Origin of the sequence: Dyella sp. S184, assembly GCF_009766065.1 — a bacterium.
Classification (GTDB): domain Bacteria; phylum Pseudomonadota; class Gammaproteobacteria; order Xanthomonadales; family Rhodanobacteraceae; genus Rhodanobacter.
This window is the reverse complement of the sequence record NZ_LMUE01000002.1, coordinates 1,618,358-1,633,016: the sequence shown is the minus strand read 5'-3', so window position 1 is coordinate 1,633,016 and position 14,659 is coordinate 1,618,358. Positions and strand designations below refer to the sequence as shown.

The 14,659-nt window shown below is 57.3% G+C and carries 14 protein-coding genes; 9 read left to right on the top strand and 5 right to left on the bottom strand.

Translation table 11 applies throughout. From position 1 onward, the window contains the following. The first annotated feature begins 13 nt into the window (after positions 1 to 13). From GSQ75_RS07195 to GSQ75_RS07185, 3 genes are all read left to right on the top strand, one after another. Positions 14 to 193: a hypothetical protein gene (locus GSQ75_RS07195; protein ID WP_158753770.1), complete on the top strand. Its 180-nt coding sequence runs from the start codon at positions 14 to 16 to the stop codon at positions 191 to 193. Between the two features lie 296 nt (positions 194 to 489). Then, positions 490 to 1,938, top strand: a complete 1,449-nt coding sequence (locus GSQ75_RS07190) for a hypothetical protein (RefSeq protein ID WP_158753769.1) — start codon at positions 490 to 492, stop codon at positions 1,936 to 1,938. Beyond that, positions 1,935 to 2,897 carry a hypothetical protein gene (locus GSQ75_RS07185; RefSeq protein ID WP_158753768.1) on the top strand — a complete coding sequence of 321 codons (963 nt, stop codon included), beginning with the start codon at positions 1,935 to 1,937 and terminating at the stop codon, positions 2,895 to 2,897. The genes GSQ75_RS07190 and GSQ75_RS07185 overlap by 4 nt, the downstream gene beginning before the upstream one ends. 40 nt (positions 2,898 to 2,937) lie before the next feature. Here the strand turns inward: GSQ75_RS07185 and GSQ75_RS07180 are convergent, their stop codons facing one another. From GSQ75_RS07180 to GSQ75_RS07160, 5 genes are all read right to left on the bottom strand, one after another. Beyond that, complete coding sequence (locus GSQ75_RS07180) at positions 2,938 to 3,945, bottom strand: AraC family transcriptional regulator (RefSeq protein ID WP_158753767.1); 1,008 nt, start codon at positions 3,943 to 3,945, stop codon at positions 2,938 to 2,940. A 194-nt stretch (positions 3,946 to 4,139) separates the two neighbouring features. Further along, positions 4,140 to 4,853, bottom strand: a complete 714-nt coding sequence (locus GSQ75_RS07175; protein ID WP_158753766.1) for an NAD-dependent epimerase/dehydratase family protein — start codon at positions 4,851 to 4,853, stop codon at positions 4,140 to 4,142. Between the two features lie 56 nt (positions 4,854 to 4,909). Then, positions 4,910 to 5,374, bottom strand: a complete 465-nt coding sequence (locus tag GSQ75_RS07170) for a nuclear transport factor 2 family protein (RefSeq protein ID WP_158753765.1) — start codon at positions 5,372 to 5,374, stop codon at positions 4,910 to 4,912. 41 nt (positions 5,375 to 5,415) lie between these two features. Continuing rightward, positions 5,416 to 6,831: an aldehyde dehydrogenase family protein gene (locus tag GSQ75_RS07165; protein ID WP_158753764.1), complete on the bottom strand. Its 1,416-nt coding sequence runs from the start codon at positions 6,829 to 6,831 to the stop codon at positions 5,416 to 5,418. Between the two features lie 498 nt (positions 6,832 to 7,329). Then, on the bottom strand, positions 7,330 to 8,631 hold the full coding sequence (locus GSQ75_RS07160; RefSeq protein WP_158753763.1) for an NAD(P)/FAD-dependent oxidoreductase: 1,302 nt from the start codon (positions 8,629 to 8,631) through the stop codon (positions 7,330 to 7,332). Between the two features lie 1,304 nt (positions 8,632 to 9,935). Between GSQ75_RS07160 and GSQ75_RS07150 the strand changes: the two genes are divergently transcribed. The 6 genes from GSQ75_RS07150 (at position 9,936) to GSQ75_RS07125 (ending at position 14,325) form a co-directional block, all read left to right on the top strand. After that, entirely contained in the window at positions 9,936 to 10,244 is a 309-nt protein-coding gene (locus tag GSQ75_RS07150) for a hypothetical protein (RefSeq protein ID WP_158753761.1), read from the top strand. Positions 10,245 to 10,316: 72 nt separating this feature from the next. Further along, positions 10,317 to 10,634, top strand: a complete 318-nt coding sequence (locus GSQ75_RS07145) for a hypothetical protein (RefSeq protein ID WP_158753760.1) — start codon at positions 10,317 to 10,319, stop codon at positions 10,632 to 10,634. Between the two features lie 206 nt (positions 10,635 to 10,840). Then, a complete protein-coding gene (locus GSQ75_RS07140) occupies positions 10,841 to 11,473 on the top strand; it encodes a paraquat-inducible protein A (protein WP_158753759.1) in 633 nt (210 codons plus the stop codon). A 107-nt stretch (positions 11,474 to 11,580) separates the two neighbouring features. Further along, positions 11,581 to 12,087 carry a paraquat-inducible protein A gene (locus GSQ75_RS07135; protein ID WP_254058461.1) on the top strand — a complete coding sequence of 169 codons (507 nt, stop codon included), beginning with the start codon at positions 11,581 to 11,583 and terminating at the stop codon, positions 12,085 to 12,087. After that, positions 12,080 to 13,735, top strand: a complete 1,656-nt coding sequence (locus GSQ75_RS07130) for an MlaD family protein (RefSeq protein ID WP_158753757.1) — start codon at positions 12,080 to 12,082, stop codon at positions 13,733 to 13,735. Before GSQ75_RS07135 ends, GSQ75_RS07130 begins: the two co-directional genes overlap by 8 nt. Further along, entirely contained in the window at positions 13,732 to 14,325 is a 594-nt protein-coding gene (locus GSQ75_RS07125; protein ID WP_158753756.1) for a PqiC family protein, read from the top strand. Before GSQ75_RS07130 ends, GSQ75_RS07125 begins: the two co-directional genes overlap by 4 nt. Positions 14,326 to 14,659 lie beyond the last annotated feature (334 nt).

Here is a 14,659-nt window from a genome sequence, read left to right as displayed (position 1 = left end):
AGAACGCTGATGTATGGGGTACGCCAAGGGCGTATCACGGTTCCCCTTCCAATCGAATGCGGCCAACCGTGATGCCGCCATCCGGTCGGCGGTCGGCATCGCGATGCAAAAAGCCAAGAAGGCTGTCGAGCCTGAAGACATTGAAAGTCTGGCGCTGTCGGCAACACTGCCGATGGCGGCCGCCCTGGTTTGAGCCCGGCGTCGAGGGACGAGAACGCGGTGTGACAGCGAGGGCATGAGGGGCTCATGTGCGAGCCACTCCGAGTTTCGGTGCCGCGGTTTCCCCGCGGCGGCCGTTATCGGCAGAGAAAAAGCCGATCGAGAATACGATGGCAAATGCAATAAGACATTCCAGTACGGGATAGTTGTACATCGAGGTAATCTCCATGAGTTGAGTAGCAGGGCCGATGGTGTTGACCCCTTCGCGAGAGCGACCTGCTGCTCTCCCTCTGGTGATATGTATCTGAGATTATTTCCAAGCGACAGCTTATGAACCTGCCTCAAGTTTCACCGATAGCTCGCGCATGGTTTTTTGCTGCAGTGCTGGCGACGGGCCTGTCGTCCGGCCATGCGCCGGCTGAAACCGTGCCGGTCGCCGAGGTGGTCCCGCGTTCGGACATCGCCATCGATCAGCCGAATGTCCTGCCCAGCCAGGCGATGGGCTTGGGCAACGGCCGGCTAGGTGTCGCGCTGTGGGCGGCCAATGGCCTGACCGTACAGCTCAATCGCAGTGACACGCTGCCCGGACGCGACTCGCCGGGCCAGGTCGTCTTTCCGGATCTGAAGCCGCTCATCGTCGATCGAGCCTTCCATGGCCGGCTCGATCTGTATGACGGCGTGCTGGAAGAACACGGCGGCGGCACCACGCTGAGGGCATGGGTCGACCACCAAGCCGACCGGCTGATCGTCGACCTGAGCGGACTGGCTCCGCAGCAGGTGCAGCGGATCCGCCTGCAACTGTGGCCGCCGCGCACATCGACCGCGTCGGTGCAGGGCGACATCGCGCTGCTCGCGCAGGACTGGCTCGACGATCGGCAGCCCGGGGCTTCGGGTCGTCGCTTCGGTTCGCTGGCCGCCATCGAGGCAATCGGACGCGACGCGCAGGCGCGCGTAATTGATGCGCGCACGGTGGAGGTAACGGTGCGACCGACCGCGGATGGCCGTCTGCGGGTGCTGATCGCCGCACCGGCCTTTGACGCTCATCGCCCGGCCTTCGAAAGCGTCCGCGAGATCCTCGCTCCCGCCGTCAACGCCGGCACGACTGCGGCGTGGTGGCATGCGTTCTGGTCGCACGTGCTCCTGATCCGTGCCGAGTCGGCTGATGGCACCGCACGCTACGCCGAGACCTTGCGCACGTTGTTCCTGTTCGCATCAGCGGCGCACGAGGCGGGCAGCATGCCGGGCTCGCAGGCCGGCGTTGCCGACCTGTTCTCCTCGACCAGGGATGATCACCTGTGGGACCCGGCCGCGTTCTGGTTCTGGAACCTGCGCATGCAAGTCGGCGCCAATCTCGCGTCCGGTCTGCCTGAGCTCAACGCGCCGGTGTTCGCGCTGTATCGCGATCAGCTTGACGCCATCCAGCGCTGGACCCACGACCACATGGGCGGCCGCCCCGGCATCTGCGTGCCGGAGACGATGCGCTTCAACGGCAACGGCGTGGAGTACGAGAGCGACCGGTTCCGGCCGTTCCCTATCGTCACCCACAGTTGCGACCTGGGTTGGACGGCGCAAGCCAACGCGCGCACATTGAGCAGCGGCGCTGAGATCGGTCTGTGGGTTTGGCGCACCTATCTGCAGACGCACGACCGCGCCTTCCTGCAGACCTACTATCCGTTGATGGCGCAATCCGCGCGCTTCCTGCTCAGCTATCAGAAGCCGGGACCCGATGGCCTGCTGCATACCGCGCCCTCCAATGCCCATGAAACCCAGATGACGTGACCGACCCGGCGACCGACCTCGCCGCTATCCGCGCGCTGTATCCCGCCACCATCGCGGCAGCGAAGCTGTTGCGATGCGATACGGCTCTAGTCGCTTCACTGGACGCCGCACTGCGCAGGACGCCGCCGCTACCGGTAGTGGCCGCGTCGCAAGTCGCCTCGCCTTCGCCCGCGGCGCTGCCGGCCGATCGTGTGCTGGCCGCCAGCTACGACCCCGAATCGCCCTACCGCAACGGCGAGAACATCGGTCTCGAGGCAGTCTGGCCGTACGGCCAGATCGGCCTGGACGATCCGCTGTTTGCGATCGCCCGGCGCACTTATGCACTGCGCCCGTTCGTCGACGCCGCGGACTGGAGCGATGACCCGATTCAGGCTGCGCGACTGGGCCTGGGTGACGAGGTATCGCAGGCCATCTTCCAGTTGGTACAGCTCTATCAGGTGTATCCCAACGGCATGGCCGCCTTGGTCGCCGGGCCGCCCAACGAGTTCTATCTCGAGCAGGCCGGGGTAACTGCACTGGCGCTCTCCGAGGTGCTGGCGATCCAGGATGACGACGGCTTGATCCGGGTCGGCCCGGCGATCCCGCCCGGATGGACGATGGCCGGCACCGTCGCCCTGCGCGATAGCATGACCATCGAGGTGGAAGCCATCGACGGTCAGTTGAGCGCATTCACCCTACATCACGGCGCAGACGAAGCCTTGCGCTTTGCCACACCGTGGAAGGGTGAGGTACAAATCAGCGAGAACGGCGTACCCATGAAGGTGATCGCTGGTGGACGCTTCAGCTTCCGTCCCGTCGCTGGTAACGACTACCGCTTCGCGCTAGTGGGCAACACCGACCGACCGAATTTCCCGAGTGAACCGGTACCCACGGTCAAGTCGCTCGGGCGCGCAACCATCGGTCTTGGGCCGCCATGCTGCGCTCCGCCGCCGGGCTACGACATCCCATCGGACAGGTAGCCATCCGGCACGGGCTCCAGCGTGCCGGCGACGACGTTTCCTATCCGACGCGCACTCTTGAAATTTGTGTGCGCCACTTCGCCGGCGTTGTGCCTTCCCAATCCTGAAAGGCGCGCGCGAAAGAATTGACCTCTTCAAAGCCAAGCAAAAACGCGACTTCTCCTATCCCAAGGTCCTTTGTCTTAAGTAAGCGTTGCGCCCATTGATGTCGGACATTGTCGAGAAGATCCTGGTAGCTTGTGCCGAGCTCGCCGAGACGGCGTTGCAGTGTACGCACGCTCATTCCCAGAGACTTGGCAACTTTCGCGATGGCAGGACGATCTCCGTTGATCATTTCGCTGAGAACTTTGCGTACATCATCAACGAGTGTTCGTGCCGTGTTGTTTTTCGGAAGTGCCAACTCCAGTCCCGGCAAAAGAACCGCGAGAAGCTGGGCATTTCGATGAACCATGGGCAGCGAAAGTGCGGTCTCGTCGAAGACCAATAGATCATGCGGAGCATTGAATCTGAGCTCGCAACCAAAATGCTTACGAAGCATCGCCTCATTTGCGCGATGCCTGGTCAATTCGATGCGTTGTGGCGTCACAGGTGTACCGGTTCCTTGGCGGGCGAGATTCACGACACCAGCAAAGATCAAGTCGGTCAGTAGCGCCGGGGGAGCTTCATCGGCGAGGATCCACTCAAAGCGCAGTTGGGCTTCACCATGCACGATGTCGACCCAGACCTTTTCAGGACACACCATGCGCTTGTAACGGGCCAGCCTCTCAAGCCCCTCACCCAGTGAGGCCGAGTGCAGCGCTGCGAGCGCTGCCACGTTTTCCTCATCGGTGAGCGCTTCGATACCAAGGCGTAGCCCAAGATCCTCGTCAGCACCGCTTTGCTCAACGGCATGCCAAAGAGCGAAAAACTCCGCCGTGGTGCCCTCTGGTTTGGGGACATTGAATCGGGCAGAGGGGAGGTTCGCTCGACGAAGAATCGCCTGAACGTCGAGGCCTGCTCGTGCAAAGTGCTCGAAAAGGACAATTGGAATGGGCACGAGGTCAGTCATTTCGTTCCTCAATGCGAGTCCTGTTTAGATTGATGTGGTACCAGGTAGCACGGAAAATTACACAGTCACTTCCACGTAATGCATGGTCATTTCCCTGACCGCCGGGAATCGCACGGCACGCAGCACAGTCCGCACCATGTCTCAGTGTCATTCTGATCGTCCCTGATGAGGCGAGGGAGTGTTTGCGGTGTTTACTATGCGCTAATTGATGCCGCAGGCAACTGACGAAGCAACGTTCGAATGTCACGGTTCTCGAAAACCAGCGCTTGAGGCGTTGGCGTTGCCTGGACAGTGACGCCCACCATGATTCGAGCCAAGTCGTCGACTCGAATCACCTGGTTGGGGAAAAGTATCCGGAACACTGGGTAGATTGCGCGTAATAAACGGTAGCCGAAATTAGGTTCCGTTCGCGGCTTCACGGGATAGATGTAAGCAGGGCGGAAGAAGTAGGTAGTGGGGAACCCCGCCACGCGCAGTGCGCTCTCTGCTTGTCCTTTGTAACGAGCGAAGGGGATGCGGCTTCGTCCCGATGGATCCGCGCCGCTCCCACTTAAAAATGTAAACGCCGCGTTGGGGCTGTTTTCGGACAGGACATGCGCGAACTCGATCGTATATTCAACCGTAATGGCGCGGAGTTCCGTGTCTGACACGGCACCGGTATACGCGCCCAGGCAAAAGATCGCGGCATCTTGATCCGATAACACCGGTGCCAGCTCGGAGCAGTCTGCGAAGTTTTGATGAACAACTTCTTCGAGCTTCGGGTGCTTGATGCCAATCTTTCCACGCGCGATCGACGTCACGTGACTAACATCGGGGTGATCGAGGGCGTAACGAAGCACGTAGCCGCCCACCATTCCCGTCGCGCCAACAACGACTACGCGCATTTTGTCCGACTTTGTGGGTGTCATTTACGTCTCCGATACGCGCTGAATCGCAACCATCGAAGCTGTCCAATTTGTGGTGCTCATGACAGTGGGCGCTCATCCACCCAATCGACGAAGAGCTTACGTTCTGCAAACAGCCACTGATCATCCGTCTTTACGAACGTGTCGGAATAACGAAGGGACGCAACCATCAACCGGCGCATTTCATTCTCGGCCGTCACGTGATGCGCGAGGCAATAGGTCTCGCCGGTAGCATAGTCAGCGGTCAGCGAGGAGATCGTGCTCTGGCCGATGAAGTGGGTCGTTGCGTCATACTTGTTGAGATCCGCAAAGACCGGGGCGAGTGCATCACGCGAATGAAGTTCCATTGATGGCGTCAGATCTTTCGCATTCATGTAGACCACAAAGTGGGTGTTTGGCGTAAAGAGCGACATCTGACCTTTTGCATCACGACGATCCGCGCAGTGTGCACAAGCTTCGACGAGTTCGCGGATGGCGAGGCGATCCGCGACTTCAACGAGGGAGATAGTGACGCGCTTGCTCATGGGTTGACCTTCTGATGCGTCGATCGGAGACGAAGGTCGTGTTATTCAAGGATGGCCCGTGATTCAAGAAACGCCTCGATCCCGAATGTGCCAAATTCGCGGCCAACACCGGAATGCTTGAATCCGCCCCATGGTGCCTGTTGATCATCGCGCATGCCATTGATCACCACGCGCCCGGCGATGATCTGGGAGGCCACACGACGTGCGCGCTGCAGATCCGCGCCGCTTACGAAGCCATGCAGCCCATAGCGCGAGTCGTTGGCAATTCGGACGGCGTCTTCTTCGCTTTCGTAGGTAATGACGCACAGAACGGGACCGAAAATCTCTTCCTGAGCAATGGTCATGTCGTTCGTCACATTCACAAACACCGTTGGTTTCACGAAGTAACCCGCCTCGAAACCTTGTGGATGGCCCTCACCTCCGACGAGAACGTCCGCACCTTCCGAGATACCAGTGCGGATATAAGCCTGCACTTGTTCATATTGTTTCTTCGAAACCATGGGGCCTACGGTGGTCTTTCTGTTGGCCGGGTCACCCACTGCAAAGGCCGGCATAGCGCCCAAAATAGCTTTCTTGACGTCGTCGAGGCGACTCTTAGGCACAAGCAGCCGTGTCCCTGCTGCACACGCTTGGCCGCTGTTCATGAATGCGATGCCGAGGGCGGTTGGGATTGCTTTGTCGAGCTCGACATCATCGAGCAATATGTTGGGGGACTTGCCTCCCAGCTCGAGCGTGACACGCTTCATCGTCGCGGCGCCGTCGCGCATGATCTTTTCACCAACGGCGGCCGAGCCCGTGAAGGAGATCTTGGCGACATCTGGATTTCGAACGAGTTCGGCTCCGACGACGTCTCCACGACCAATGACCACGTTGAAAACACCACTCGGGAGTCTTGCCTCATGCAAACATTCGAGCAATACCTGTGTCTGTAGCGAACTCATTTCGCTGGGTTTGATGACCACCGTACAACCAGCGGCAATCGCCGAGGCAAGCTTGACTGAAATGAACAGCGCATTCGCGTTCCAGGCCGTGATTAGGCCGGCAACTCCTACAGGCTCATAGAAGACTGTGGTCTTGTCCCAGGTTCGAACCAACGGCAACTGCTGGAGCGCTTTCTCGGCCTGAAGAAACGACTCGGCAGCGGATCGCACAATAATTTCAGAGAACTGTGCGGTGCCGCCGTATTCTTCAATCATCACGGCTATTAGATCGTCAATACGTGCAGCGACTACCTCATGCAGCCTGTGCAACATACTGGCGCGTTCCTCCTTGGTCGTATGGGCGAAACTGATGAGTGCCTGCTTGGCCGCGGCGATGGCGAACTTTGCATCTTCCTCGTCTCCGAGTAGCGTCTTCCCGATCACCTTGCCGTTGCTCGGATTGATGCTCTCGATAACCTCGCGGCCGTGGGACTCAACGAACGCCCCATCAATGTAGTGCTTCGTGATTGTTTTCATCGAACATCTCCTTGCATGAGTATTTGCAATCGCAACTGCACCGCGAAAATTCTCGACGCTCCGATCCTTTACGTCAGCACGGCATGAAGCCCAATGAGCCCCGCGTTTGGGACTCGCTGGTTTGAATTTAAGGGTAGAGGCGCTCATCAAAATGCGCCAATCAGATCGCGCCGCGGACTCATCGCATTGCGCCAATTGGCGCGCATGTGATGCAGGTTGGATCACGTCCGGGTGAATTGTTCTGCCGGATGCGCTACGCAAATATGCATCGCTGCAACGGCTGCTTGGTGTCTATCAAATCCGGACCGTTACGGAGCAGAGCGCGTTAGCTCCATCGCGTGAGCTTCTTGAGTGCTTCGCGATATCTGGCTAGCCATGTGAAATTGATGGGGAACAGCACCAAGAAGTCGTACTTCTGCAACGCTTGTGACGCGGCCGTTGATCAGCTTCAACGCAGGGCGAGCTGCGCGCGCGAGAGTGATAGCGGCGTGATATCCATCAGAGCTTGCCCACCTTTGACACGACTTGCTCAGGCTTTGCGTTTAGAGGTTCAGGTATCAAACGCGAGCTGCGTTGCCCACTGAAATAGGACCAGAGCCACTGCATCTGAACCCGCAGACGGTTTTGCAGCTGCGGCAGGAACATCACGTGAAGGAACGCCCAGAGGAGCCAGGTTGCGAAGCCGCTTGTGCGGATGCGGCCGCGCTCCAAGACGGCAAAATTCTTGCCAACTACTGCCATGTTGCCTCGGTCGAAATACTCAAAGGGCCTTGAATCTGGCCGGCGCTTCCGAATTTCTCCTGCGATCCGTTTGCCGACGTAGCGACCTTGCTGGATCGCCACTTGTGCAACGCCCGGTAGTGGCCTATCTGCCTGAATGAACGCGGCAGCGTCCCCCACCACGAATACGTTCGAGTGATCCGCCAGAGAAAGAAAGGGTCCAACACAAGCACGGCCTGCACGATCCGTCGTCGTGTCCAGCATTTTGACGATCGGAGATGCCTGGACACCCGCCGTCCACAAAACCGTCGCGCTTTCAATTCTCTCACCGGAAGCGAACACACCTCGTTCGTCGACAACTTCAACTACGACGCCGGTGCGGACAGTCACGCCGAGTTTCTCGAGCCGCAGAGCTGCCTTGCGAGAAAGTGATTCGTCGAAATTGGCGAGAATACGCTTGCCGCCTTCAAGAAGGAGAATCCTAGTGTCAGCAGCATCAATGCGTCTGAAGTTGCAACGCATCGTAATACGAGCCATTTGCGCGATTGAAGCGGCGAGTTCTACACCGGTCGCACCTCCGCCTACCAGAACGAAAGTGAGCGCCCTGGAGCGTTCCTCAAGATCGTCTGTCTGCTCGGCGAATTCGTATGCGCTGAGCACCCGTGCGCGAATTGCTTCTGCATCCGCCAGTGTTTTCAGACTAGGGGCATAGGCCGCAAATTCATCGTGCCCGAAGTAACTTGGGCGTGCTCCTGTCGCAACCACCAAATAGTCGAAGGCCAGCCGTCGCTCAGGCAGCCCCGGGGCTTTAAGGCGCACGATCTTGGCAGCAAGATCCACACCAGTGACTTCGCCCATCATCACCGACAGATTGGGTTGCTCTTGGGCAAGCTGCCGCAGCGGCGCGGCCACCTCTGATGGGGCGAGCACGGCAGTTGCCACTTGATACAGCAATGGCTGGAATATGTGATGGTTTCGACGATCCAGCAATAGGACCTCTGCATCGCATCCCTTAAGCGCACGAACAGCCGCGATACCACCGAAGCCACCACCAAGAATGATGATTCGGTTCAAAGACATGTTCGGTTACTTCTGAAGTTTGGCATGCGCTCTTCTACGAAATCTGCGGCGGTCAGAACAACTGCTAGGACTAACTCGCTAGGTGCTACTAGATCCAAAGCGTCGCTAGCTTCGGCGATCATGTCCGGCGTGAGAGCGTTTCGCGTGCGTGAATGCACTCGCAAATATGGTTCGGTGGCGTCGCATAAAAAGGATCGGTTTGGGCCACCTGTCTTAGGTGGCTCCACCTTGACAGCGCTCACGCCGGAGTTAGAGAGGATGGTCGTCGAGGCAGGCCCTGCGATGTTGGTGGCCAAATCACTGACTTTTAGATCCGAAGAGATATTTGCGGGCTGCGCCATGGCTTGCCTTCAGAACGACTGATGGTGTGAGGCTTCGGCGAACCCATTGCACACTGAAATCATCCGCGCATTTGTATCAGTGCGGTACCTAATTAGTAATTGGAAGAAATGACAACTTGGTTGTTGATTTGCACATTCACTCGCATCGTGTGTCACCTTGGCAATCCAAAATAATTTCAACTGCGCATCACCCCGTTGAGGGCAGTAGTTCGCTCTCCTGTCGAGATCGGTTCCGTCAGTCTCACTACCGATTCCATGGGACCGACCGCGACGTATAACCATCCAGTACTCGGATGTCTTGTTGCGTTCGCCATCATTTTAGCGATCGGCTCTCTGTTCGCTATTAACAGCAGCGGAGATGCCATAGCGTCAAAAAACGGAGTGGCTCGCATATGACTGAGCATGCAGCGACAGTGCTTCACCCCGAACAGCGACCGTCGTCAACAGACAAGTCTTAGCCCAACGATCTCTAGTCATTTGGCACAATGCGATGAGTCAGTGGCGCGATCTGATTGGCACATTTTGATAAGCGTCCTTAACCTTAAACACGAACCGCCGAGTCGCATCCACTGACTCAGTGGCCTCAATGCCGTTCCGACACGTGACCAGGGATGCATAGCCAGACTCACGGGTCCGTATATTTGGCTGTTAAGTACATAGGGGGAGCTTCATGGGTCGCAGGAAAGGAATAGCTGGGCTGTCACTCTCTTGGAAGCGAGCATCAGGCTTAGCCGCCGCTAAGGGACGGCTTTCTCGCAAGATCGGTGTGCCGCTCACGAAATCTGGCCGTCAGCGCAAAGCCGGTGGGGCGATAGGATGCCCACCGCTTGACCGTCACGGCATGAGCGCCATCGCCAGGAACCATGGCGAACATGTGCTTCTCCTTTGGGCTCGCACACTATCTCGGTGGCTGAGATTCATCGCCCTTATCGTTAGGGTCAAAGGTCATCCAGGGAAGTACTCATGCACACTTTTGGCGTGCTGTGCAGCAACACCAACGACATCGTCTATCTCGGAGAGGCCTCGGACCCTGAAAATGCTTGTTATCGGGCGATTGGGACCGGAAACGGATGGGGCCGCCTCAGTCGCTTCAAACGTTTCGATCTGGGTGAGCCGAAGACTGAGGACAGTCGCTCGTGGTTGTGCTTCATCGTTTTCGATGTCTCCGGTGTTCTTGAACCAGACCCAAATGTTCGCCATGACGATCAGGCGATCATGAACGCGATCGGCGATGACATGCATGTGGGCACCTTCATCGCGGAGCAGCTTTGACAATGGATAGCATGCTCTGAATTGGTTTTCGTAAAGTTGGCCAGTGGGTCGCTAAAGGAGACGCGATCGCTTATGAGCTGGAAACCCATTCCCCTTACCGATATCGATAACCATTACTTGGCGGTCGGTTCGTATTGCGACAAAGCGCAGACCACGGATGGACGGATGCGCAAGAAGGATCGGCGGTTGCGCGCAGCGTTAGCCCTTGCTGATCCGTGGCACATGGATCTGACAGTTAGCCGCCGCAGCGGCAGGCTCTTCGCGGTAGTTGAGCCGCTGGATCGGCGTAAGTTCAATGAACTTCGGTGGATGAAACATCCCTGGATGTCGACTCGAAAGAGTAGAAAAGAATTACCGAAAGTGAGATTGGCTGTCGGTGAAAGTTCGTAGAAAGTAGCACCCATCACTGCAGCTATTTGATTCGATCTTGGTTCAGCGATTCTATGATCGCCTTCTCCGCGTTCAACGAGAAGGTGGCTCAAGCGTTCGCACTGATGAGTCGGATCGTGACAACGCTGCAGTACTCGGGACATAGGACGTACAGCGCCCACCCAAGAGGGGATAGCGTTCTGTTGTAAGAGATCGAGGGATCTGATGTGTCTGATGTGCGCGCTTATCCCGATCTCATGCTCTGCGAGCAGTGCGATGAGGTTTACGATCGACAGGCCATGGTGCAAGGTGCCAGTTGCTTCTGCAGCCGCTGCGGTTCAAGGCTTGGAAAGGGGTCGCTGCTTTCGATCGGTGCGTGGCTAGCATGGACGATCACAGCCGGATGCTTGTTCATTTTTGCCAATACGTTCCCAGTGGCGACCATCAGTCTCGACGGTCTGCAAAGCGAGGCGACCGTGTGGCAATCCATCTCGGCGTTGGCGCAAGGGCCTGGGACACCTACGGCCATTGCTGCAGGAGTCGTCATCATTGGCATTCCAGGATTTCAAATTGCACTCTTGTTGTGGCTGCTTTCATTCGCCGCTGTCGGGAAAGCGTGTCCTTACTTCGTCACCGTCTTGCGCTTCCTTCATGCCAGCCGCCCCTGGGGCATGACCGAGGTCTTTTTGCTCGGCGTGCTGGTGGCCATCGTCAAGTTGTCCAGCTACTTACATGTGGTGGCCGGGGCAGGGGTGGTCTGCGTCGCGTTGCTGGCGCCACTTATGGTGGTTATTACAGCACACGACACTGACGAGCTGTGGCGTCTGTATGAGAGGCATTTGCCATGTCGAGTGGTATGAGGGCGCGCGAGCTCGATTTGGTCTCCTGTTACCTCTGCGGAATGGTTTGCGAAGGTCGATCCTGCTGTGAGATTGAGACGCTCTATTGCTGGCGATGTGGAAGCGCCTTGCGTGTTCGGAAACACAATTCGCATGCACGATCAACCGCCTATCTCATCGCGGCATTGGCGCTGTATATCCCCGCGAATATCTATCCGGTGATGTATACGAAGATGCTGGGTGATGAAGCCGATAGCACGATCGTCGGCGGAATTATGGAGTTTTGGGAATCCGGCTCGTGGGATATCGCTCTGCTCATTTTTCTGGCCAGCGTCGCCGTGCCATGCACGAAGTTTATCGCCATGAGTTTTCTATTGTGGAATGGATCGACCACGGAGCAGGCGATGGTCGGCAAGACTCGACTTTTGAAGTTCGTCGAAGGGATTGGCTATTGGTCGATGCTCGATGTCCTTGTCGTAGCCATCGTTGCCGCACTTATTCAATTTAATGCGCTGGGGGTCGCCGAGCCGCGGCTCGGTATCGTTTTCTTTGGTGCTACGGTGGTGCTGACCATGATGTCTGCGCTTAGCTTTGATGGGCGTTTAACGTGGGATCGAAAGGTGGCTCATGGCTGAGCCTACGACGTCCTCTCCAGGACCCTTTCGAGATCCGCGCGTTCAGCTTCGAAAACATCGCACACCGATCGTGTGGGTCATTCCTCTCATCGCGATCGCGATCGGCATTGGCCTGCTGGTCCATGCAAAGCTTCAACAGGGTCCCTCAGTCGTGGTGAGCTTCGACTCTGCCTCCGGTTTGCAGGCGGGCAAGACCCTCGTCAAATATAAGGAAGTCGTTGTCGGCACAGTCAGTTCGGTTGGACTGAATGACGACGACCGCGTTCTGGCGACGGTGCAATTTGAGAAGAGCGCGCAGCGCCTGCTCCACGCCAACACGCAATTTTGGATTGTGCGTCCACAAATTGGCCCTGGGGGTGTATCGGGAATCGATACATTGCTTTCCGGGGCCTATATCGCACTTGATCCAGGCGCGCAGGCCAAGGCAAAGAAATCCTACGTCGCGCTCGAGAACCCTCCGATGGTCACAAGCGGGGAGCAGGGGCGTAGTTTTGTATTGAAGACGGATGACCTGAATTCGATCAATGTGGGCTCGCCCCTGTATTTTCGCCACATCGAAGTGGGAAGGGTATCGGCATACTCACTCGACGGTGCGACGAAGACCGTTGCCATTCGTGTCTTCGTTCGCGCGCCTTACGATCAGTTTGTCAGTGACGCCACGCGATTCTGGAATGCCAGCGGGCTGGATGTGTCGCTCACCTCCACCGGACTCAAGATGCGAACTCAGTCGTTGGCGACGATTGTGTCAGGAGGCATCGCATTTGATAACGCCCCCGAAGCGAAAGACTTGACCGAGGTTGCACCGGACACGGTATTTCCGTTGGCGGTCGACCAGGACGCGGCGATGTCCGATCGCGAGGGCACTCCTATCTTTTTTCAACTTCGCTTTCCCGAGGCCCTTCGAGGCTTGGAGAAAGGGGCTGCAGTTGAGTTCTTCGGAGTCAACGTGGGTGACGTGCGCAAGGTCACCCTCGATTACGACCCGCCTACGCGAAAGTTTAGCGTGGTCGTCGACCTGGTTGTTTACGCACATCGATTGGGGCCGGTGTTAGCCAAGTTTCCTTCAAGCGAGGGCAACGAAGCGCAAGTGGCCACCTTCGTCGGATCCATGGTGAAAGATGGATTGAGGGCACAAGCACGCTCGGGAAATTTGCTCACTGGGCAGCTCTACATATCGCTCGACTTTGTCCCCCACGCATCTACCGTATCGTTTGACGAGCAGCGCAGACCTCTGTCGATACCCACGGTTCCGGGCAGTTTGAGCCAATTGCCAGAACAACTGGCGGGCATGGTCAATAAAATCCAGAAAATTCCTTTCGATTCGATCGGAAAAGGGGTCGATCACGACGTCGCTGAACTGGGTAAGACACTCCATCTCCTCAATACGCAGACCCTTCCTACTGCACATGCGACTCTGGGGCAGGCGACATTGACCCTCCAGACAGCCAACGGCGCGCTGCAACCCGAGTCGTCTCTACAAACGAACCTCAACCAGCTCCTCGTCGAGTTGACTCGACTGAGCTACTCCTTGCGTGGTGTGTCGGATATGTTGAATGAACATCCGGAATCCTTGATCCGCGGTCGTCCGAACGCTTCGTCTTCTGACCACTCTTCGGGCGGCAAAGCACCCCAAGGCGGTCATCCATGAAGAGCTATGCGATGGTGGTCGTGTTGGCGCTTCTTGTAGGATGCGCTTCCACTGGTTTCCGATTTCACACCCTACAGCCGGGGGCCAGCAATCCAGAGACTTTGGCCTCAAAGTTCAAGGCACACCTGACCACGGTGCAAATTCCCGCAGAAGTGGATACCGAGCAATTGGTTGTTCGCGATAGTGGCAACACCTTGATCCGGGAACCGGCAGATCGATGGGCCGCGCCTTTAACGGATGAAATCAGGGCTGCCTTGGGTGATGCCTGGCGGCGGGACTACGGTTTGGATGATGTTCAAGGCGTCGACAGTACGGGGGCCTCCATCCCGCAAGTAGGCGTTCAAGTTCAAAAGCTCGATGCAACGATGGGATCTCACGTTGAGCTTGTGGCCAGCTGGCGGGTTTCTCTGGACCAAGGGCAAAAGATGAAGTCGTGGTCATGTCAGCGTGTCTTCTTCGAGCGTGCGTCCGGCGGTATCGATGAATTGGTCGACGCACAGCAACGTGTCTTTCGCTCTCTTGCCGGGGACATGGCCGCCTCTGTGATCGCTATGATCAACCGCGAGCCCCACTTTTGCCCTGAGCATTAATTCGATTCTTGCCAAGACCTATATGTCGCCGCTCATCTGAGCGGCGACATATAGCAGTTTTTCTAATACGCAAGGTCTTCTATCGACCCTGAGCAGAGGCCTCAAGCTACTCTCGGGAGAGGCGCCAGCCGCCAAAGCGGCCGGCTCGGCCACGAATTCGATCGATCTTGATCGCCAGATGAGATCGTCTCTGCCTACTGTTATCTGACATATCCGCGCCGTAGCGGTGACGCTAGCTTTTCGACACGAAGCGAACTCCTCTGACATGTCGACATACACTTTTGAGTCATTCGAATTATTCCTTTGGGTCAAGAATTCTACCCTGATGGAGGCA

Bases quoted from the DNA above. Each gene is read 5' to 3' on its own strand.
- GSQ75_RS07195 (WP_158753770.1), top strand. From the start codon at position 14: ATGGGGTACGCCAAGGGCGTATCACGGTTCCCCTTCCAATCGAATGCG.
- GSQ75_RS07190 (WP_158753769.1), top strand. From the start codon at position 490: ATGAACCTGCCTCAAGTTTCACCGATAGCTCGCGCATGGTTTTTTGCT.
- GSQ75_RS07180 (WP_158753767.1), bottom strand. From the start codon at position 3,945: ATGACTGACCTCGTGCCCATTCCAATTGTCCTTTTCGAGCACTTTGCA.
- GSQ75_RS07175 (WP_158753766.1), bottom strand. From the start codon at position 4,853: ATGACACCCACAAAGTCGGACAAAATGCGCGTAGTCGTTGTTGGCGCG.
- GSQ75_RS07170 (WP_158753765.1), bottom strand. From the start codon at position 5,374: ATGAGCAAGCGCGTCACTATCTCCCTCGTTGAAGTCGCGGATCGCCTC.
- GSQ75_RS07165 (WP_158753764.1), bottom strand. From the start codon at position 6,831: ATGAAAACAATCACGAAGCACTACATTGATGGGGCGTTCGTTGAGTCC.
- GSQ75_RS07160 (WP_158753763.1), bottom strand. From the start codon at position 8,631: ATGTCTTTGAACCGAATCATCATTCTTGGTGGTGGCTTCGGTGGTATC.
- GSQ75_RS07150 (WP_158753761.1), top strand. From the start codon at position 9,936: ATGCACACTTTTGGCGTGCTGTGCAGCAACACCAACGACATCGTCTAT.
- GSQ75_RS07145 (WP_158753760.1), top strand. From the start codon at position 10,317: ATGAGCTGGAAACCCATTCCCCTTACCGATATCGATAACCATTACTTG.
- GSQ75_RS07130 (WP_158753757.1), top strand. From the start codon at position 12,080: ATGGCTGAGCCTACGACGTCCTCTCCAGGACCCTTTCGAGATCCGCGC.
- GSQ75_RS07125 (WP_158753756.1), top strand. From the start codon at position 13,732: ATGAAGAGCTATGCGATGGTGGTCGTGTTGGCGCTTCTTGTAGGATGC.